This window comes from Asanoa ishikariensis (genome assembly GCF_900107455.1).
Taxonomy (GTDB): domain Bacteria; phylum Actinomycetota; class Actinomycetes; order Mycobacteriales; family Micromonosporaceae; genus Asanoa; species Asanoa ishikariensis.
In genome coordinates, this window is the sequence record NZ_FNQB01000003.1 from 1,588,640 (window position 1) to 1,607,589 (window position 18,950).

Here is an 18,950-nt window from a genome sequence, read left to right on the forward strand (position 1 = left end):
GTAGGCTGGCGAGGTGAACGTACGGACCAGCACAGCGACCGGGACGACACGGTGGACGGAGGGCATCGCGCTGACCGAGCCGTGGCGAGGGCACCATCAGCAGAGCCCGCCCGGGCAGGGCGGGTCGCCACGCAGTGGGGAGCCGTCATGACCGAGTTCGATGGCCTGCCGGAGTTGCGCTCCCCGGTCGCGATCGCGGCGTTCGAGGGATGGAACGACGCCGCCGACGCCTCGACGGCCGCGATCGAACACCTCGAGCAGGTGTGGGGCGCCCGCGAGGTGGCAGCGCTCGATCCCGAGGACTTCTACGACTTCCAGGTCAGCCGGCCGACCATCACCATGGCCGACGGCGAGACCCGGCGGATCGAGTGGCCGACCACCCGCTTCATGGTGGCCAGCCCCGAGGGCACCGAGCGCGACGTGGTGCTGATCCGCGGCATCGAGCCCAGCATGCGCTGGCGCACGTTCTGCGAGCAGGTCCTCGAGGTCTGCCACAGCCTGGAGATCAACCGGGTGGTGCTGCTCGGCGCCCTGCTCGCCGACGTCCCCTTCACCCGCCCGCTGCCGATCAGCGGCAGCGCCTCCGACAAGGACGCCGCGGACCGCTACCAGCTCACCCCGACGCGGTACGACGGCCCGACCGGCATCGTCGGCGTGCTGCACGACGCCTGCCAGAAGGCCGAGGTCGAGGCGCTGTCGTTCTGGGTGCACGTGCCGCACTACGCCAACAACCCGCCGTGCCCGAAGGCCACCCTCGCGCTGCTGCACCGGGTCGAAGAGGTACTCGACCTGCCGGTCCCCATGGCCGACCTGGCCGAGGAGTCGGCCGAGTGGGAGCAGCGCGTCAAGGCGGCCGCCGAGCAGGACGCGGAGCTCGGCGAGTACGTCCGTGAGCTGGAGGAACGCGCCGGCGACGCCGGCATCCAGTCGGTCAGCGGCGACGAGATCGCCCAGGAGTTCGAGAAGTACCTGCGCCGCCGCGGCGGTTCGGCCGGTCCCACCGCCGGCTCCTGGTAACGGCGTGTCGGGCGTGACCGCCCGCCGTGTCGCGGTGCATCCTAGGATCATCGCCCGGCGGGAGGTCGCGTCATGCAGAGCAACCCGGGTGCGGCCGAAGCGCCGCACCGCCAGATCGCCGAGCAGATCAAGGCTCAGATCCGCCGCGGTGACTGGGCGGCCGGCGAGCGCCTGCCCTCCATCCCGGCGCTGGCCGAGACGTTCGGCGTGGCCAAGCAGACCCTCCAGCGCAGCATCGACCAACTCCGGGTCGAGGGCGTGCTGATCACCAAACCCGGCTCGGGTACGTACGTCCGCGGCACCAAACGCCGCCTCAACCGGCTGTCCCGGGGCAGGTACGGCGGCCACCGCGGCTACCACGCGGACCTGGCGGCCCGGTATCGGCAGCATCTGACCGAGGTCGGCCGCGCACCGGCGCCACCGGAGGTAGCCGACGCGTTCGGCGTGCCGGACCACACTCCCCTGCTGGTCCGCCGGCACCTGGTGCGCACCGACGACGTACCCGTCGAGATCGGCGCGGCCTGGTTCCGGGTCGAGGACGCTTCCGGGACCAGCCTTGAACGCTTCGAGGGCTTCGGCCGGCCTCTCTATCAGGAGGCCGAGGAGGCGATCGGGCGCCGCTATGCGACCGCGTCCGACGTGATCACCGCCCGCCAGCCGGACCGCGACGAGGCGGAGATCCTCCAGATCCGCGGCGACACGCCTGTGCTGCACCTGCTGCACGTGGCCTACGACGACAAGCACCGGGCGATCGAGGTCAGCCAGGCGACCTGGCCGGGTCCGATGACCACGCTGACCGAGAATTACAAGATCCCGGGGCCGGCGGAGGAACTGCCCGACGACGAGCCGGGAATGGCGCTGGGCTGATGGTCGACGTGTTGGGAATCGACAATGTGCTGTTCTCCGTGGGAGACCTGGACGCCGCGGTCGCCTTCTACACCGGCACCCTGGGCCTCGACCTGGCCTTTCGGCTGGACGAGCCCGGCATGGCGCTGTTCCGCCTGGGCGCGGAGTCACCGGGTCTGCTCGTCCGCCGGGGTCCCGTCAACGGTGGGGGCGACGGAGCCCCGCGGCTGTGGCTCGAAGTCGCGGACGCCCGCGCGACCGCGACCGCTCTGGCCGCGGCCGGTGTGCCCGCGCTGGGCCAACCGTTCCCGGTCGCTACAGGGTGGACGGTCGAGGTCGCGGATCCCTGGGGAAACGTCCTCGGCTTCACCGACTACACGACCATGCCCGAGCGCGGCCGGGCTCACTTGTCGTAGTAGCCGCCGTCCATCCGGATGGTGGCGCCGGTGATGTAGTCGGCGATCGGGCTGGCGAGGTAGGCGACCAGGTCGGCATAGTCGCGGGGGTATCCGATGCGACCGGCGTCGGTGCCCGCGCGGTGCGGCAGGTTCGGTTCGACCTCTTCCCAGGTCTCGCCCCACCCGTTGGTGCGTGCGAGTTCCATCAGGTAGTCCCGTGTCGCCGGGACGAGAATGCCACCGGCCGCGATGGCGTTCGACGTCACGCCGGTGTGCTTGAGCTCTCGGGCCAGCGACCGGGTGAGGCTCAACCGTGCGGCGTTCGAGGCGGCGTAATGCGGCTGCATCGCCGACGGCATTTCGCCGGTCACGCTGCTGATCTGGATGACACGGCCCCAACCGTTGGCCCGCATGGCCGGAACAAGGTGTCTGATCAGGCGCACCGAGCCGAGCACGTTGAGGTTGTACATGTCGGCCCACGCGCCCGCTCCGGTGTCCGCCCATCGGGCGGCCGGCTCGTAGGCGCCGGCGTTGTTGACCAGGATGTCCACTTCCCCGGCCTGGTCGGCCACGGCAGCGGCCCCGGCGTCGGTCGTGAGGTCGCCGATGACGGCCACACCGCCGACCTTCGCCGCCGTCCGCGCCGTGCGTTCCTCGTCCCGGCCGTGGACCAGCACGGCAACTCCCTCGCCGGCCAGGACCGCGGCGATCTCCGCACCGAGGCCGCCACTGGCTCCCGTGACCAAAGCCCGTTTCTCCGCCAACCGCAGATCCATCTGTTCCTCCCAGGTCTCGCGGACAGCCTGGCTCGGAAATAATGGACCGTCGAGTCCAAGCCTCAGCGACGGGTGGGCCGGTAGACGAGTTCCTGGGTGTGCCCGTCCAACGTCCGGCTTTCGAGCAGCTCCAGGTCGAAGTCGCCCGCGCCCCCGAGGATCGGGCTGGTGCCGGTCCGCCCGGAGATGACGGGGAAGATCGTCACTTGGAGGCGGTCCACCAGGCCGGCCGCCATCAGGGCCCAGTTGAGCGACAGGCTGGCCTGCGATCGCACCGGCACGTCGTCAGTTCCCTTCGGGTTGGCTGCTGCCTCACATCCTCTCCACGAACGGCCGCCGAAGTATCCGACACCGAACGTCCGTCGATCGAGGGATTGCTTGTTCGGGGGATCGATGGGCGGCTGATCACGGTATGTCTCACGGTTGTCGGACCGTGGTATGTGTGGTCAATGGACAGTCCTGTTGATGCGACGAGCGTGCTGATCTCGTACGCCCATCAGGATTCTGATCACGAGGAACAGGTCCGCCGTTTGTGGACCTTGTTGCGTTCGTCGGGCATAGACGCACGCCTGGACCTGACTGCGGCGGTGGAGCGGCAGTTCTGGCCGCAGTGGATGTCGAAGCAGGTTCGTGAGGCCCAGTTCGTGCTGGTGGTGGCGTCGGCGGCCTACCGGGAGCGGGGCGAGGACCGCGGCGACAGGTCGACGGGCAAGGGAGTGCGTTGGGAGACGCTCCAACTGATGGAGCGCTGGTACTCGGATCTCGACGCCGGCTTGCGGGAGATCTTGCCGGTGGTGTTGCCGGGTGGCGATCGGTCAGGTTTACCGAGCTGGATTCTGCCCGACGGCGGGACGGTCTATTCGGTCGAGGAATTCACGCTCGCGGGCGCGGAGCCGTTGCTGCGGGTGTTGACCGGTCAGCCGCTGGAGGTGGAGCCGGCGTTGGGTTCGGTTCCGGTGCTGCCGACCCGGCCTCCCGCCGATATCGGACCCCCGGTGGCGGCGCGGGGGTTGCGTTCGGAGCTGGTGATCGACGCCCGGGTGGTCGAGGGGTCGTTGCTGTGCGAGGCATCGCTGGCCGGAGTGCCATTGGGCAGTCGTGAGGGGCCGGTGCCGGCGGAGCTGTCGCGGGTGTGGGAGTCGTTCAAGGCGGGTCCGTTGGTCGCCGCAGAGCGGCTGTCAGCCGCCGGACGCGCGCTGGCCGATGCGGTCTTCGACGAGGAGGGCCAGCGTCTGGTGGCCAGCCTCGTGACCGGCATGCGACCGCAGGACGCGGTGGAGGTGGTGTGGCGGGCCGACGGTGCCGCGTTGGCGTTGCCGGTGGAGGCGTTGCAGTTGACCTGCGCGGGCGGCGCGGACCTGGGGCCGCTGGTGCTGGTCGGCGGGGTCAGTGTCCGCCGGCAGGTGCGCGAGGCCGGACCGGGCCGAGAGGCCGCGGGGCTGCCAGGACCGTTGCGGGTGCTGGCGGCGGTGGCCGCACCGGAGGAGACGCGTACCCCCAACGCTCCGTTGGATGTCGAGGCGGAGATGCAGGCGTTGCTGGACTCGGTCGGCGATCTGGCAGCCGGCCACGGCGGGCAGGTCCGGATCCTGGAGGTCGCCTCGCTGACACAGATCAGGGCGGCGTTGCGCGAGGGTGCCTTCCACGTGCTGCACCTGTCGGCGCACGGTTCCTCGACGTCGGTGGAGCTCGAAGACGAGGACGGCGACCCGCAGCTGGTGGGCTCTCGGGATCTGATGACCGTCATCCGTGACGCGGGGGCTTCGGTGCCACTGATCGTGCTCTCGTCGTGCGCGGGTGCCGCTGGAGGTGGCGAGGCGATGGCGGCCGGGTTGGTCGCCGCCGGCGCCGACCGCGTGCTGGCGATGCAAACCTCCATCACCGACACGTACGCCACGGCGTTGCTGGCCGAGTTCTACCGGGAGCTGGTGACCGCGCCAGCCGATGGCCCCTTGCCCCGGGTCTCTGAGGCATTGGCCCGGGCCCGTCGGGCGCGAGAGCTCGCCCGGCGCACAGCCGACGAGCTGCCGCTGCCGGAGTACGCGGTGACGACGCTGCTGTGCGCCGGTGCGGACCCGCCGTTGATTGACGCAACGCGTGCACCGCGCCCGCTGCCCGACGTGGCGGTGCCGACCGGCACGTCGGTGCGGGACCTGGGGATGGGTCAGTTGATCGGCCGCCGCTCCCAGTTGCGGGCAGGGACGGCAGCGCTGCGCCGCACCGATCAGGCACGTGCGACACACGGGCTCATCAGCGGCGTGCAACTGGTCGGGGTAGGCGGCATCGGCAAGACCGCCCTGGCCGGCCGGCTGATGACGAGGGCCCGCGGCGACGGGATGCTGCCCGTTGTGCACGAAGGCCGGTGGAACCCGACAACGCTGTTCACCGCCCTGGCCCAGACCCTGGCGAAGACGGAGGGCAACGAGCAGGTCGCCGGGCTCCTGGCAGCAGCCGAGATGTCCGATGTGGTCAAGGTCCAAATGGTGGGCAAGCTACTGGAGTCAGCGCCGCTACTGCTGGTCTTCGACGACTTCGAGCAGAACCTGAGCCCGGGCGGCGCCTCGTTCCTCGACCCCGCCTTCGACGAGGTCTTCACCGGCTGGTGCGAAAAGGCCGACGTGGGGGCGGTCCTGGTGACCTGCCGCTATCCGCTGCCAGGCGATGACCGCTACCTCGCACCCGTCGCGGTCGGACCACTGTCCACCGCCGAGTTGCGGCGGCTCCTGCTGCGCCTGCCAGCGCTGCGGGGCCTCTCCGGTGAGGACCTCCGACTACTGAACCGCACGATCGGCGGCCACCCCCGCCTGATCGAATACGTCGACGCGTTACTCCGCGGCCGCCCCACCCGCTTCCGCGAGGTACAACGCAAACTACGCGACCTGGCCCAGCGCGAAGGCATCGACCTGCGCCGCCCACGCCCGATCAACACGGCGGTCAACGACGCGGTCATCCTCGGCGGCGCCGACATCCTCCTCGACGAGCTCCTCGATCTGCTGACCAACGACGAACGCGAGACCCTGGCGCAGTTGTCGGTCAGCCGTGCCGCGATGACCCTCGACGACCTCGCCTACGCAATGACCGACCCCAACCCGGACGGCACAGTCTCCATCCCGTCAGACGCTCAGCACCTATCCGCCGACGTCGAACGCCTGACCGACCTCACCCTCCTCGCGCCGGTTGACGGAATCCTGGTACACCCCTGGACAGCCGACCTGATCGAGCGCCGCGAAGACCCGTCCCGCGCCGACCGCCACGAGCGCGCCCTTCGGATGCGGTGGCGTCGGCTACAGAGCGGGCCCATCGACTACGACGACCTGGTCGACATCCCCCGTCACCTAGCCGCCACCGACAAGCACGTCCAGATCCCGGGTCTGGCCCGGCAGGTCGTCGCCGCCCTTCCCGGTGTGCTGGCGGCCGCCGCCTACCTCGCCGAAATCCGACCACTGATCCCGCGCGGTCACTTCGCCTGGGTGGGGATCGGCAAACTCGAGTACGAAGCTATCCGCGCTGTTGGGGACCTGACCAGCGCCCAGACCCTGTTGAACGACGTGTACGACAGCATCAGCGAACGCTTCGCCACGAACTCCGACGACGAGCAAACGGCCGCCGACATGTCCATGGTCCTGGTGGACCTCGGCGACCTCGCTGTCGCGACAGGAGATCTCCACACCGCCACCAGCCGATTCACCAGCGCTCTCGACCTCAACGCGAGGCAACCCGACGACACGCAAAACGCCGCCTGGTGGCACAACAGGCCCGCGCTTGTCCGGGAACGGCTCGGAGGCGTGGCGGTCGCGGCCGGGGACCTGACCGCTGCCCGCGAACACTTCCAGGCCAGCCTCGAGATCCGCCAGCGGTTAGCGGCCGCCGATCCCGGCAACACCGACTGGCAACGCGACCTTTCGATCAGCCGAGAGCGGCTCGGAGGGGTAGCGATCGCGGCCGGGGACCTGACCACCGCCCGCGAACACTGCCAGGCCAGCCTAGAGATCGCGCAGCGGCTGGCAGCCGCCGATCCCAGCAACGCCGGCTGCCAACGCGACCTTTCAATCAGCCGAAACAAGGTCGGGGACGTCGCGGTCGCGGCCGGGGACCTGACCACCGCCCGCGAACACTTCAAGGCCAGCCTCGAGATCCGCCAGCGGTTGGCGGCCGCCGATCCCGGCAATACCGGCTGGCAACGCGACCTATCGGTCAGCCGGGAGCGGCTCGGGACCGTGGCGGTCGCGGCCGGGGACCTGACCACCGCCCGCGAGCACTTCCAGGCCAGCTTGGAGATCGCGCAGCGCCTAGCGGCCGCCGATCCCGGTAACACTGAATGGCACCGTGACCTGTCGGTCAGCCTGAACAAGGTCGGGGATGTGGCGGTCGCCGCCGGAGATCTGAGCACAGCCCGCGAACACTTCCACGCCAGCCTGGAGATCGCGCAGCGCCTTGCGGCCGCCGATCCCGGCAACACCGATTGGCAACGCGACCTGTCGGTCAGCCTGAACAGGGTCGGGAACGTGGCGGTCGCCGCCGGAGATCCGAACACAGCCCGTGAGCACTTCCACGCCAGCCTGGAGATCGCGCAGCGCCTAGCGGCCGCCGATCCCGGCAACACCGACTGGCAACGCGACCTATCGGTCACCCGGGAGCGGCTCGGGACCGTAGCGGTCGCGGCCGGGGACCTGACCACCGCCCGCCAGCACTTCCAGGCCAGCTTGGGGATCGCGCAGCGGCTGTTGACCGCCGACCCCGGCAACGCCGAAAGACAACGGGACCTGTCGGTCAGCCTCAACAAGGTCGGCGACGTGGCGGCCGTCGCCGGAGATCCGAACGCAGCCCGCGAACACTTCCAGGCCAGCCTGGAGATCCGCCGACAGCTAGCGGCCACCGACCCCGGCAACACCCGCTGGCAACGCGATCTGTCGATCAATTGGGAGCGACTCGGCGATATGGCGGTCGCCGCCGGAGACCTGACCACAGCCCGCGAACACTTCCTGGCCAGCCTGGAGATCCGCCAACAGCTGGCTGCCGCCCATCCCGGCAACGCCGAATGGCAACGCGACCTGTCGATCAATTGGGAGCGACTCGGCGACGTGGCGGTCGCCGCCGGAGACCTGACCACAGCCCGCGAACACTTCCTGGCCAGCCTGGAGATCCGCCAACAGCTAGCGGCCGCCAGCCCCGGCAACGCCGAATGGCAACGCGACCTGTCGATCAATTGGGAACGGCTCGGCGATTTGGCGGTCGCCGCCCGGGACCTGACCACCGCCCGCGAACACTTCCAGGCGAGCCTAGAGATCTACCAGCGGCTATCGGCCGCCAACCCCGGCAACACCGAATGGCAACGCGACCTATCCGAAATCGCAGCGAAGCTGCATGACGCAAAGGCAGACGGCCCCGACCAACACTGAGAATCGCGGCACTGAACCGGTTTGCCCGCGCCGCGGTGAAAGCGCCGCCCGCCGTGGCCGGCGCTATCGCGCCTACAGCGTCCAGGGCGGTTGGATCCGGTTGCCGCCGGCGGTTGCCGTGCTGCCGGCGGCGCTGGTCACGATCGCGGTCAGGCCGGCGGTCGCGTCCGCGGTGACCTGGCGTTCGACGTCGGGTGCCACGACCAGGGTGTCCCCCGCGCCCACCCGGATGTCGGAGCCGCCCAGCCGGACCTCGGCTCCGCCGGACAGTACGGTCCAGATCTGCTCTGTGTCGATCGTGTGGACCGGGCCCGCGCTGCCCGCCGACATCTCGACCCGCCACAGCGGCTGGCTCGCGCCGCCCAGCGTGGGCGAGGCCAGGGTGGTCATCACTCCGGCGGGTGTCTCGAAGCGGCGGGTCTCGTCGTTCCTGATGACAGTCATGGGTTTGCCCTTCTAAGATGGTCAACGTGGTTGTCCAAAACGTAAACGTGGTTGTCTAACCGTGTCAAGCGACGGTTTTCTGCTCCCCCTGCGGCTCTTCGTCGGGTTCCGGCAGCTCATCGACGGCGTGCACGCCGAGCTCGCCCGCGAGGGCCATCCCGAGTTGCGGCCCCTGCACGGGTTCGTGTTCCAGGCCATCGGCCTCGACGGCACGACGGCGGTCGAGCTCGGACGAAGGCTCGGCGTATCCAAGCAGGCCGCGGGCAAGACCCTCGACGGCCTGGAACGCCTCGGCTACGTCGAGCGGACCACCGACCCGCAGGACGCCCGGCGCAAGCTGGTCAAACTCACCGACCGCGGCGTTCAGGTGCTGATCCGCTCGGCCCAGATCTTCGACGAGCTGCGCGCGGAGTGGGCGGCCCGGATCGGCCCCGACCGCCTGAGCGAACTGGAGCAGGACCTGGTCACCGTGACCGGCGCCGAAGCCTTCCGGCTCGACGTGCCCGGCTGGTTCGGGAGCTAGGCGTCGCGCTCCGGGTAGCCGATCGCGATCGCGGAGACGTCGTCCAGCGCCGTCTCGATCTCGGCCGGCAGGGTCATCTCCTCGACCTTCAACGCACCGAGGAGCTGGCCCACCGTGCGGGCGCCCAGCACCGGCGCGACCACGCCCGGGCGGTCGCGGACCCAGGCCAGTGCGACCTCCAGCGGCGAGACACCCAGGCCGCTCGCGGCCGTGGCCACCGCCTCGACGATCGAGGACGACCGCGAGTCAAGGTAAGACGAGACAAAAGGCCCGAAATGGGGCGAGGCCGCGCGGGAGTCGGCCGGGCGGCCGTGGCGATATTTGCCTGTCAGGACGCCTCGGCCCAGCGGCGACCAGGCCAGCACGCCCAGGCCCAACGACGCGCAAGCCGGCAGCACCTCGCGCTCGACACCGCGCTCCAGCAGCGAATATTCGACCTGCGTGGCGACGACCGGCGTCCGCCCCGGCAGCGCCTGTTGCCAGGCCGCGGCCCGCGCCGTCTGCCAGCCCGAGAAGTTGGAGACACCGACATAACGGACGCGGCCGCTCGTCACCGCGTAGTCCAACGCCGCCAGGGTCTCCTCGAGTGGCGTGGTCTCGTCGTAGCCGTGCACCTGCCACAGATCCACGTACTCGGTGCCGAGGCGGCGCAGCGAGGCGTCCAGCGAGCGCAACAGGTGCCCGCGCGAGCCGTCCCGCCGCCGGCCGCTGCCCGGGCGTAGGCCGGACTTGGTGGCGATCAGGAGGTCGTCGCGTGGGATCAGGGCGTCCAGCAGCGAGCCGATCACGGCTTCGGCCTCGCCGTCGCCGTACACGTCGGCGGTGTCGACGAGGTTGCCGCCCGCGTCGACGAAGCCCTTGAGCTGGGCCGCCGCGTCGTCGGTGTCGGTGTCGGCACCCCAGGTCATGGTGCCGAGCGCGAGCCGGGAGACCGCGAGCCCGCTACGGCCTAGCGGTCGCTCCTGCATGGGTGCACCTTATGCCGCGCGCGGCACGCCGGATAGCCGGCCGGTCGGTGCATCATGCACGTCAGGTCCGCCCCGCGTGTTGGGGATGGCCGTCGACAAACGCGACAGATTGATTTCGTACTCTGATCCCGCGTCGCCGGCCGGGCGGCATTGGGGAGGGGCACGGTGAAACTGGGACTCAACCTCGGCTACCAGACCGCGTGGAGCTCGCCGGCGACAGATCTGGTGATGGCTCAGGAGGCCGAACGCCTCGGCTACACGGTGGTCTGGGCGGCGGAGGCCTACGGCAGTGACTCGCCCTCGACGCTGGCCTGGCTGGCCGGGCAGACCTCGACCATCGACCTGGGCGCGGCCGTGATGCAGATCCCGGCCCGCACGCCGGCATCGACCGCGATGACCGCGACCACGATCGACAACCTCTCCGGCGGACGGTTCCGGCTCGGCCTGGGCGTCTCCGGCCCGCAGGTCTCCGAGGGCTGGCACGGCGTGCGCTTCGCCAAGCCCCTGGCCCGCACCCGGGAGTACGTCGACATCGTGAAGCTGGCGGTCGGCCGCAAGCCGGTCGAGTACGCCGGCGAGCACTACACGCTGCCGCTGCCCGACGGCCCCGGCAAGACCCTGCGGCTCGGCTTCCACCCGCCGCGCGACCACATCCCGATCTACCTGGCCGCCGTAGGCCCGAAGAACCTGGAGCTGGCCGGCGAGATCGCCGACGGCTGGCTCGCGGTCTTCTACTCCCCTGAGTTCGCGGCCGAGCAGCACGAGCAGTGGCACGCCGGTCGGGCCACGGCCGGGAAGACCGCCGAAGGCTTCGACGTGGTGCCTAGCGTGCCGGTCGTGGTGAGCGACGACGTCGCGTCGGCGGCCGAGCTGATCCGGTGGTACGCGGCGCTCTACGTCGGCGGGATGGGCAGCCGCAAGCAGAACTTCTACAACGACCTCGCGATCCGGATGGGCTACGCCGACGCGGCGAAGACGGTGCAGGACCTCTACCTCGACAAGCGCCAGCGGGACGCGGCCGCCGCCGTACCCCTGGAGTTCATCGACCGCACCTCGCTGCTCGGTCCCAAGGAACGGATCGCCGACCGGATGAAGGCGTACGCCGCGTCGGGCGTCACCACGCTGTCGGTGAGTCCGTTCGTGACCGACGCCGAGTCCGGTGTACAGACATTGCGTACGGTTGCCGAGGCGCTGGACATGGCGGGGGTTGGGGAATGACGTGGACCGAGGCGATCGTGCTCGGGATCGTGCAGGGACTCACGGAGTTCCTGCCGATCAGCTCGTCCGGGCACATGCGGATCACCTCGGCCATCTTCTTCGGGCAGGATGCCGGCGCCTCGTTCACCGCGGTCACGCAGCTCGGCACCGAGGCCGCGGTGCTGCTCTACTTCGCCAAGGACATCTGGCGAATAAGTAAGACCTGGGTGGTCGGCCTCTGGGACAAGTCGGCGCGCAAGGAGCACGACTACAAGATGGCGTGGTACGTCATCATCGGCTCCATCCCGATCGGCGTCATCGGCTTCGCGTTCAAGGACCAGATCCGCACCGCGGCCCGCAACCTGTGGCTGGTCTCGATCGTCCTGATCGTCTTCTCGTTCGTGCTGGCCTTCGCTGAATATTTCGGCCGCCAGGCGCGCACCCTCGAACGGTTCAAGATGCCGGACGCGGTCACCATGGGATTCGCCCAGGCCCTGGCGCTGATCCCCGGCGTCTCCCGCTCCGGCGGCACCGCCAGCGCCGGCCTGTTCCTCGGGCTGACCCGCGAGGCGGCGTTACGGTTCTCGTTCCTGTTGGCCATCCCGGCGGTGGTGATGTCGGGGGTGTTCAGCCTCCCGGACGTCTTCGACAAGAGCGGCGGCGGCCTGGTCCCGTCCGGCGCCCAGATGATCGTCGCCACGATCATCGCGTTCGGCCTCGGCTACGCCTCGATCGCGTGGCTGCTCAAGTACGTCTCGGCGCACACGTTCTACCCCTTCGTGCTCTACCGGGTCGCGGTCGGCGGCATCGTCCTCGCTCTGCTCATGAACGGCACGATCGCCGCCACGTAGGGTTGTGCGCGTGGCGACCCTCCTCCTTCTGCGGCACGGCCGCACGACGGCCAACGCGGACGGCGGCCTGGCCGGCCGGCAGCCGGTCGAGCTCGACGAGACCGGCCGGGCCCAGGCGGTCGCGGTGGGCGCGCGCCTGCGCGCGCTGCCGCTGGCCGAGGTGGTCAGCAGCCCGCTGATCCGCTGCCGGCAGACCCTGGAGCTGGCCGTGCCGGACTCCGCGCCGAGCGTGGAGGACGGGCTGATCGAGTGCGGCTACGGCGAGTGGGAGGGTCAGCCTCTCAAGAAGCTGGCCAAGGATCCGCTGTGGCCGGTCGTCCAGGTGCACCCGTCGGCGGCGGTGTTCCCCGGCGGTGAGGCGATGGCGGCGATGTCGGCCCGCGCGGTCGGCGCGGTCCGCCACTGGGACCGGTCGGTCACCGCGACCCACGGCGCGGACGCGCTCTGGCTGGCCTGCACGCACGGCGACATCATCAAGGCGATCGTGGCCGACGCGCTGGGGCTGCATCTCGACCAGTTCCAGCGGATCGTGGCCGACCCGGCGTCGGTCACCGTGATCCGTTACACACCCACCCGCCCGTTCCTGATGCGCCTCAACGACACCGGTGGCGACCTGGCCGGGCTGGTGCCGCCGAAACGCCGCCGGAGGCCCCGCAAAACGGCCGCGACCTCGTCGGACGCGGTCGTCGGCGGCGGTGCCGGCACGACCTGAAATTCGCTCTGGGCGAACGCCCCTGATCCGCTCCCCACATTCGAGGCAGTGCGCTACGCGTGCGTACGCGTGGGCGGATAGGGTCTTGTTATGACCCACCAGGTGCACGCGTTCGAGCCGCCGGAGCGGTTCGTGGCTGGAACCGTGGGGCCGCCCGGCGAGCGCAGCTTCTTCCTGCAGGCGCGCGGTGGCGGTCGCGTGGTCAGCGTCGCGCTGGAAAAGGTCCAGGTCTCGCTGCTGGCCGAGAAGCTCGAGGAGCTGCTGACCGAGGCGGCCCGCCGGTTCGGCGTCGACCTGGAGCTGCCGCCCGAGGAGCCCATCGTGGCCGCCTCCGACAACGAGCCGCTGGAGAGCCCCGTCGACGAGGAGTTCCGGGTCGGCACGCTGGGCCTGGCCTTCGACGTCGACACCGCGACCGTGGTGATCGAGGCGATCGCCGCCGGCGAGGGCGAGCTCGAGGCCGTCGACGAGACTGAGACCGAGGCCGAGACGGTCGAGGACGACGAAGACGAAGACGACGAGCCCGACGACGACCTCGACCGGCTCCGTGTCCGGTTGACGCCCCAGGCCACCCGCGAGTTCATCAGCCGCGCCAAGCGTGTCGTCGCCGCCGGCCGCCCGCCCTGCCCGCTCTGCGGCCAGCCGCTCGACCCCCGCGGACACCTCTGCCCGCGCCACAATGGCTATCACCGGTGACGGTGCCGCGCCGGTGCAATCTCCGTCCCGGCTGTCCGAGCACGACGCGCTGACTCTCCTGCGCTCGGGCGAGCTCGAGCTCGAGGGCCGGCTGGTCGACGCCTCCAACACGACGCTGCGGGCGTTCGTGTCGCTCGACGGGGTCACCGTGCGCTGCGTCTACAAGCCGATCAGCGGCGAGCGCCCGCTGTGGGACTTCCCCGACGGCACCCTGGCCGGCCGGGAGGTCAGCGCCTACCTGGTGTCCGCGGCCAGCGGCTGGGACCTGGTGCCGCCCACCCTGCTGCGCGAGGAGGGCCCGCTCGGGCCCGGCATGTGCCAACTCTGGATCGACGAGCCCGAGGCCGCCCAGCCGCTGGTCGGTTTCGTGCCGGCCAGCCAGCTACCGACCGGCTGGAAGCGGATCGCGTCGGCGCAGGACGAGGACGGAAACCCGTACTCGCTGGCGCACGCCGACGATCCCCGACTGGCCCGGCTGGCGGTCCTGGACATTGTGATCAACAATGCCGACCGCAAGGGCGGCCACGTGCTGATCGGCGCCGACGACCGGGTCTACGGCGTCGACCACGGCGTGACCTTCAACGTCGAGCCGAAGCTGCGCACGGTGCTCTGGGGCTGGACGGGCGGGGGGCTCCCCGACGACGCGGTCGACGTGCTGGGCCGGCTGACCGGCGACCTGCGCAACTCACTCGGTGGCGCGCTCCGCGAACACCTGACCGGCGCCGAGGTGGCCCGGGTCCGTGGCCGGGTGCGCCGACTGCTGGAGAGCGCGAGCTTCCCGGAGCCGGGCACCGACTGGCCGTCGGTGCCCTGGCCTCCGATGTAGTTCCTCAGATCGCCGTCTGCTCCAAAGTGATGCCCAGCAGGGCGTCCACTGTGTGTGCCATCAGCTTCGGCGCGTCCGGGTCGTCCCCGGCGCCCGCCAGGGTCGCGTCCGCCCAGGCGTCGACCAGGGCCAGCGCGCCGGGGGTGTCGAGGTCGTTGGCGACGCGGCTGCGTACCCCCGCCAGCAGGTCGGCGCCCGACGGGCCCGCGGTGGCCGACGCGGCCGAGCGCCAGCGGGCCAGCCGCTCCTGCGCGGTCTTGAGCAGGTCGTCGTTCCAGGTGCGGTCGCCGCGGTAGTGGTCGGCGATCAGCGCCAGCCGCAGCGCCATCGGGTCGACGTGGTCGGCCCGCAGGCGGGAGACGAAGACCAGGTTGCCCCGGGACTTCGACATCTTCTCGCCGTCGAGACCGATCATGCCCGCGTGTACGTAGTGCGACGCGAACGGCTGCTGCCCGGTGAGCTTCTCGGCGTGGGCCGCGGAGCACTCGTGGTGCGGGAAGAGCAGGTCGTTGCCGCCGCCCTGGACGTCGATCGTGTCGCCGAGCAGGCCGAGGGCGATGACCGCGCACTCGATGTGCCAGCCGGGGCGGCCGGGGCCGAGCTGGCCGCCGGGCCAGGCCGGCTCGCCGTCGCGGGCGCCGCGCCAGAGCAGCGGGTCGAGCGGGTCGCGCTTGCCCGGGCGCTCGGGGTCGCCACCGCGCTCGGCGGCCAGCACCAGCATCTCGGCGCGGCTGAGGTTGGACTCGTAGCCGAAGTTCGGCGTGGTGGAGATGTCGAAGTAGACGTCGCCGGTGCCGTCGTCGAGCACGTACGCGGCGCCGTCGGACAGGAGCTGGACGACGTTGTCGGCGATGGCCGGGATCGACTCGACGGCACCGACGTAGTGCGCCGGCGGGATCATCCGGAGGGCTTCCATGTCCTCGCGGAACAGCGCTGTCTCGCGCATGGCCAGCACGACCCAGTCCTCGCCGTCGCGCTCGGCCCGCTCGAGGAGCGGATCGTCGATGTCAGTCACGTTCTGGACGTATCGGACAGGGAAGCCGGCGTCGAGCCAGGCCCGCTGCACCAGGTCAAAGGTGATCATGGTGGCGGCGTGGCCGAGGTGGGTGGCGTCGTAGGGGGTGATCCCGCAGACGTACATCGTGGCCCCGGTCTCCCGGTCCGGGCTCGTCTGGTGTGCGCTCTGCAACGCCGAGTCGAACAACACGAGAGGCTGGCCGGTGCCCGGCAGCCGCGGCACATCGTGCCCGGTCCAAGACTGCATTCCGCCAGCCTAACCATCGGATCTAGGGTGATCGCGTCGGGCGGCTATCCAAGATCAGGTGGTGACAGCGTGACAGAGGTGGCGTTACGGCCGGTGTCGGCCGAGGATCTCGACGTGTTCTTCGCCCAGATGCGGGACCCGGAGTCGGTCCGGATGGCGGCGTTCACGCCCGAGGACCCCGACGACCGCGCCGCGTACGACGCCAAGATGGCCCGGATCCTAGGGCTGCCGACGGTGGTCATGCGGACGATCACCCGTGCCGGGGCCGTGGTGGGCAGCATCGCCAGCTTCGTCGAGGACGGCGAGACGGACGTGACCTACTGGATCGAGCGGGCGCTCTGGGGCCAGGGCATCGCCGGCCGGGCCCTCGCCGCTTTTCTCGACGAGTTCACCCACCGGCCCCTGTACGCCCGGGCCGCCAGCGACAATATCGGCTCATTGACCGTGCTGCGCCGGGCCGGATTCCAGGAGATCGGCACCGAGATCTCGTGGGCCAACGCCCGCCAGGCCGAGATCGAAGAGACGATCCTGCGCCTCGAGTGACGGGTGGTTCGGACCCCGAAACGGGCTGTTAGCTGGTTGGGGGAAGGGCTGGTGCGGGCCCACGGAGAGTGGGCAGGATAGGTGCCATGGACTACGAATACGCGCCCCTGCGGTTGCCACCGAATGTCGACCGGCCGACCGCAGAGGCGCAACTCGCGATCCAGGCGGAGTTCTCCGGCTGGGAACTGGCCCGGGTGCGCCTGTTCCGGGACGGCACGCGGCAGGTGATGCTGCGCCGCCGCCTGGTGAACACGACGCAGCCGGGCCTCAGCTACTAGCGGACCGGTCCGTCGGCCGTTCGCGGCCGGCGCCCAGGCGGGCTGGTGCCAAGACGCCCGGACGGCGCGGAGGCCGTCCGGCGATCCAGTTGTGCCAGGAAACCGCCGACCCCCGGCCCCAAGGTCGCGGGAGCGGGGGTCGGCGGCGTCAGGCGTCAGGCGGTGCGGGGGTTGTCGTCTTCCTCGTCCACCTCGTCCTCGTCCTCCTCCGGCAGCGCGCCGTCGAGGTCACCGGGCAGGAACGGGTGCTCGTCGAGGCGGCCGACCAGGCGGTCGGTGCCTGCGGGTGCGAACGGGCCGGCGCCGTCGTGCTCGTCGTAGCTCTCCAGCTCGAGGGCCGTGTTGACCTCACTGACCATCACGACCCCGTCGAGGGGCTCGAGCTCGGGCACGTCGAGCGCGCTCAGCGATCCGTCGCCCGCCTGGAGCAGCTCCAGCACCGCCTCGCCCACCGTCTCGACCGGGCCGCCGGCCTCGTCCGGGCCGGCCTCGGCGCGGGCCTCCTCGGCACGGCGGACCAGGGCCACCACGCTGGGCACGCGGTAGTCGCGGCGCTGCCGGACCGAGATGACGTGCGGGTGGGCGTCCTTGGCCTCGTCGCCCTCGATGGTCACGCCGCCGAGGGCGCCCTCGACCTCGTCGGGGTCGATGGACTCGACGTCCCACGGTGTGACCTCGCCGAACGCCTCCAGCAGCAGCTCGTCGTAGTGGTATGACGCGTTGTTGAGCGTCACGTAGGCCTGCCACACGTCGTCGTCGTCGACGCGGCCGTCAGCGGCCTTCACCGCGGCCAGGTGCGTGCGCGAGGCGGCGATGACCTCCTCCAGCGCGGCGTCGAGGGAAGCGTGGTCGTCGGTCATGGTGAAACCATCCTCGGAGAGAGTGAAGTGCCGTCAGCTGGTGCGGAGGAAACGGTCGAGCACGCGCGCGCCGAAGCGTAGGCCCTCGACCGGCACCCGCTCGTCGATGCCGTGGAAAAGGTTGGCGAAGTCGAGGTCCGGCGGGAGCCGCAGCGGCGCGAAGCCGAAGCACCGGATGCCCAGGCGCTGCCAGGCCTTGGCGTCGGTGCCGCCGGAGAGCATGTAGGGCACGGCCTTGGCGCCCGGGTCTTCGGCCAGCAGCGCGGCCGACATCGCCTCGACCAGCGGGCCGTCGAAGGTCGTCTCGACGGCCGGCTGCCGCTGGATGTGCGCGATGTCGATGTCGGGGCCGAGCAGGTCGCGGATCTCGGCGAGGAACGCCTCGGACTGGCCGGGGAGGGTGCGGCAGTCGAGCGTGGCGTGTGCCCGGCTCGGCACCACGTTTTCCTTGTAGCCCGCGTCGAGCCGGGTCGGGTTGGCCGTGTTGCGCACCGTGGCGCCGACGAAACCGGCGATCGGGCCGAGCTTCGAGATCGTCGCCTCGGGGTCGGCCGGGTCGAACTCGATGCCGAGCAGCTGGGAGATCTCGGCCAGGAACGTCGTGGCGGTGTCCGTGAGGATGGTCGGGAACCGATGGCGGCCGACCCGGGCGACCGCCTCGGCCAGCGCGGTGACCGCGTTGTCGTCGTGGATCATCGAGCCGTGACCGGGGCGGCCGTGCGCGGTCGCCCGCAGCCACTGGATGCCCTTCTCGGCGGTCTGCACGAGGTAGAGCCGCAGGTCCTCGGAGACCGTGAAGGAGAACCCGCCGACCTCGCCGATCGCCTCGGTGCAGCCCTCCAGCAGGTCGGCGTGGTTGTCGACCAGGAAGTGCGCGCCGTAGTCGCCGCCGGCCTCCTCGTCGGCGGTGAACGCGAGCACCAGGTCACGGGGCGGCCGGACGCCGGTGCGCTGCCAGTCGCGGATCACCGCGAGGACCATCGCGTCGAAGTCCTTCATGTCGACGGCGCCGCGGCCCCACAGGTAGCCGTCGCGGATCTCACCGCCGAACGGGTCGACGGACCACTCCTGCGGGTCGGCCGGCACGACGTCGAGGTGGCCGTGCACGAGCAGCGCGCCCCGGGACGGGTCGGTGCCGGGGATGCGGGCGATCAGGCTGGTCCGGCCGGGCGCGGACTCGCGTAGCTCGGCATCCACACCGACCTCGGCCAGCTTCTCCGCGACGTATTCGGCGGCCACCCGCTCCCCCGCCGAGGTGGCGTTGTCGCCGGTGTTGGTGGTGTCGATCCGGATCAGATCACGGCACAGGTCGACGACCTCGTCGGCGCTTCCGGGGGTGGGGCTGGTCATGC

19 protein-coding genes are annotated in these 18,950 nt (G+C 70.7%); 12 read left to right on the forward strand and 7 right to left on the reverse strand.

Going from position 1 to position 18,950, the window contains the following annotated elements; all coding sequences use genetic code 11:
* Window positions 1–147 precede the first annotated feature (147 nt).
* The 3 genes from BLV39_RS31285 (at window position 148) to BLV39_RS31295 (ending at window position 2,279) form a co-directional block, all read left to right on the forward strand.
* The gene (locus BLV39_RS31285) at window positions 148–1,017 is read left to right on the forward strand and encodes a PAC2 family protein (RefSeq protein ID WP_090800222.1); all 870 of its coding nucleotides are present in this window, start codon (window positions 148–150) and stop codon (window positions 1,015–1,017) included.
* A 72-nt stretch (window positions 1,018–1,089) separates the two neighbouring features.
* Entirely contained in the window at window positions 1,090–1,884 is a 795-nt protein-coding gene (locus tag BLV39_RS31290) for a GntR family transcriptional regulator (RefSeq protein WP_090800223.1), read from the forward strand.
* Window positions 1,884–2,279, forward strand: coding sequence for a VOC family protein (locus tag BLV39_RS31295; RefSeq protein WP_090800224.1), 396 nt, complete (start codon window positions 1,884–1,886; stop codon window positions 2,277–2,279). Before BLV39_RS31290 ends, BLV39_RS31295 begins: the two co-directional genes overlap by 1 nt.
* On the opposite strand, the gene BLV39_RS31300 is transcribed toward BLV39_RS31295, so the two are convergent.
* Entirely contained in the window at window positions 2,267–3,037 is a 771-nt protein-coding gene (locus tag BLV39_RS31300) for an SDR family NAD(P)-dependent oxidoreductase (protein ID WP_090800225.1), read from the reverse strand. The two genes, BLV39_RS31295 and BLV39_RS31300, sit on opposite strands and share 13 nt — an antisense overlap.
* Before the next feature lie 62 nt (window positions 3,038–3,099).
* Window positions 3,100–3,318 (reverse strand): dihydrofolate reductase family protein, encoded by a 219-nt coding sequence (locus BLV39_RS31305; protein WP_239083867.1) that lies wholly within the window; start codon window positions 3,316–3,318, stop codon window positions 3,100–3,102.
* 168 nt (window positions 3,319–3,486) lie between these two features.
* On the opposite strand from BLV39_RS31305, the gene BLV39_RS31310 reads away from it, so the two are divergent.
* On the forward strand, window positions 3,487–8,436 hold the full coding sequence (locus tag BLV39_RS31310; RefSeq protein WP_090800226.1) for a CHAT domain-containing protein: 4,950 nt from the start codon (window positions 3,487–3,489) through the stop codon (window positions 8,434–8,436).
* Window positions 8,437–8,508: 72 nt separating this feature from the next.
* On the opposite strand, the gene BLV39_RS31315 is transcribed toward BLV39_RS31310, so the two are convergent.
* Window positions 8,509–8,880, reverse strand: coding sequence for a cupin domain-containing protein (locus BLV39_RS31315; protein ID WP_090800227.1), 372 nt, complete (start codon window positions 8,878–8,880; stop codon window positions 8,509–8,511).
* 61 nt (window positions 8,881–8,941) lie between these two features.
* Here BLV39_RS31315 and BLV39_RS31320 point away from each other — a divergent pair, with 61 nt between their 5' ends.
* Window positions 8,942–9,403, forward strand: a complete 462-nt coding sequence (locus BLV39_RS31320) for a MarR family winged helix-turn-helix transcriptional regulator (RefSeq protein WP_090800228.1) — start codon at window positions 8,942–8,944, stop codon at window positions 9,401–9,403.
* On the opposite strand, the gene BLV39_RS31325 is transcribed toward BLV39_RS31320, so the two are convergent.
* The gene (locus BLV39_RS31325; RefSeq protein ID WP_090800229.1) at window positions 9,400–10,371 is read right to left on the reverse strand and encodes an aldo/keto reductase; all 972 of its coding nucleotides are present in this window, start codon (window positions 10,369–10,371) and stop codon (window positions 9,400–9,402) included. The genes BLV39_RS31320 and BLV39_RS31325 overlap by 4 nt on opposite strands.
* Window positions 10,372–10,536: 165 nt before the next feature.
* Here BLV39_RS31325 and BLV39_RS31330 point away from each other — a divergent pair, with 165 nt between their 5' ends.
* The 5 genes from BLV39_RS31330 (at window position 10,537) to BLV39_RS31350 (ending at window position 14,653) form a co-directional block, all read left to right on the forward strand.
* Window positions 10,537–11,589, forward strand: coding sequence for an LLM class F420-dependent oxidoreductase (locus BLV39_RS31330; protein WP_090800230.1), 1,053 nt, complete (start codon window positions 10,537–10,539; stop codon window positions 11,587–11,589).
* On the forward strand, window positions 11,586–12,419 hold the full coding sequence (locus BLV39_RS31335) for an undecaprenyl-diphosphate phosphatase (RefSeq protein ID WP_090800231.1): 834 nt from the start codon (window positions 11,586–11,588) through the stop codon (window positions 12,417–12,419). Before BLV39_RS31330 ends, BLV39_RS31335 begins: the two co-directional genes overlap by 4 nt.
* Window positions 12,420–12,423: 4 nt before the next feature.
* The gene (locus tag BLV39_RS31340; RefSeq protein WP_204082874.1) at window positions 12,424–13,131 is read left to right on the forward strand and encodes a histidine phosphatase family protein; all 708 of its coding nucleotides are present in this window, start codon (window positions 12,424–12,426) and stop codon (window positions 13,129–13,131) included.
* A gap of 90 nt (window positions 13,132–13,221) precedes the next feature.
* Window positions 13,222–13,827 (forward strand): DUF3090 family protein, encoded by a 606-nt coding sequence (locus BLV39_RS31345; protein ID WP_090800232.1) that lies wholly within the window; start codon window positions 13,222–13,224, stop codon window positions 13,825–13,827.
* A gap of 13 nt (window positions 13,828–13,840) precedes the next feature.
* A complete protein-coding gene (locus BLV39_RS31350) occupies window positions 13,841–14,653 on the forward strand; it encodes an SCO1664 family protein (protein ID WP_239083868.1) in 813 nt (270 codons plus the stop codon).
* Between the two features lie 4 nt (window positions 14,654–14,657).
* Here BLV39_RS31350 and mshC read toward each other — a convergent pair whose 3' ends face one another.
* Entirely contained in the window at window positions 14,658–15,917 is a 1,260-nt protein-coding gene (gene mshC / locus BLV39_RS31355; RefSeq protein WP_090800234.1) for a cysteine--1-D-myo-inosityl 2-amino-2-deoxy-alpha-D-glucopyranoside ligase, read from the reverse strand.
* Window positions 15,918–15,986: 69 nt separating this feature from the next.
* Here mshC and BLV39_RS31360 point away from each other — a divergent pair, with 69 nt between their 5' ends.
* Both BLV39_RS31360 and BLV39_RS31365 read left to right on the forward strand, forming a co-directional pair.
* Window positions 15,987–16,460 (forward strand): GNAT family N-acetyltransferase, encoded by a 474-nt coding sequence (locus BLV39_RS31360; RefSeq protein ID WP_090800235.1) that lies wholly within the window; start codon window positions 15,987–15,989, stop codon window positions 16,458–16,460.
* Between the two features lie 86 nt (window positions 16,461–16,546).
* Window positions 16,547–16,738, forward strand: coding sequence for a DUF5703 family protein (locus BLV39_RS31365; RefSeq protein ID WP_090800236.1), 192 nt, complete (start codon window positions 16,547–16,549; stop codon window positions 16,736–16,738).
* Between the two features lie 155 nt (window positions 16,739–16,893).
* On the opposite strand, the gene BLV39_RS31370 is transcribed toward BLV39_RS31365, so the two are convergent.
* Window positions 16,894–17,598 carry a hypothetical protein gene (locus BLV39_RS31370; protein ID WP_239083869.1) on the reverse strand — a complete coding sequence of 235 codons (705 nt, stop codon included), beginning with the start codon at window positions 17,596–17,598 and terminating at the stop codon, window positions 16,894–16,896.
* A gap of 33 nt (window positions 17,599–17,631) precedes the next feature.
* Window positions 17,632–18,948: a M20/M25/M40 family metallo-hydrolase gene (locus BLV39_RS31375; RefSeq protein ID WP_090800237.1), complete on the reverse strand. Its 1,317-nt coding sequence runs from the start codon at window positions 18,946–18,948 to the stop codon at window positions 17,632–17,634.
* Window positions 18,949–18,950 lie beyond the last annotated feature (2 nt).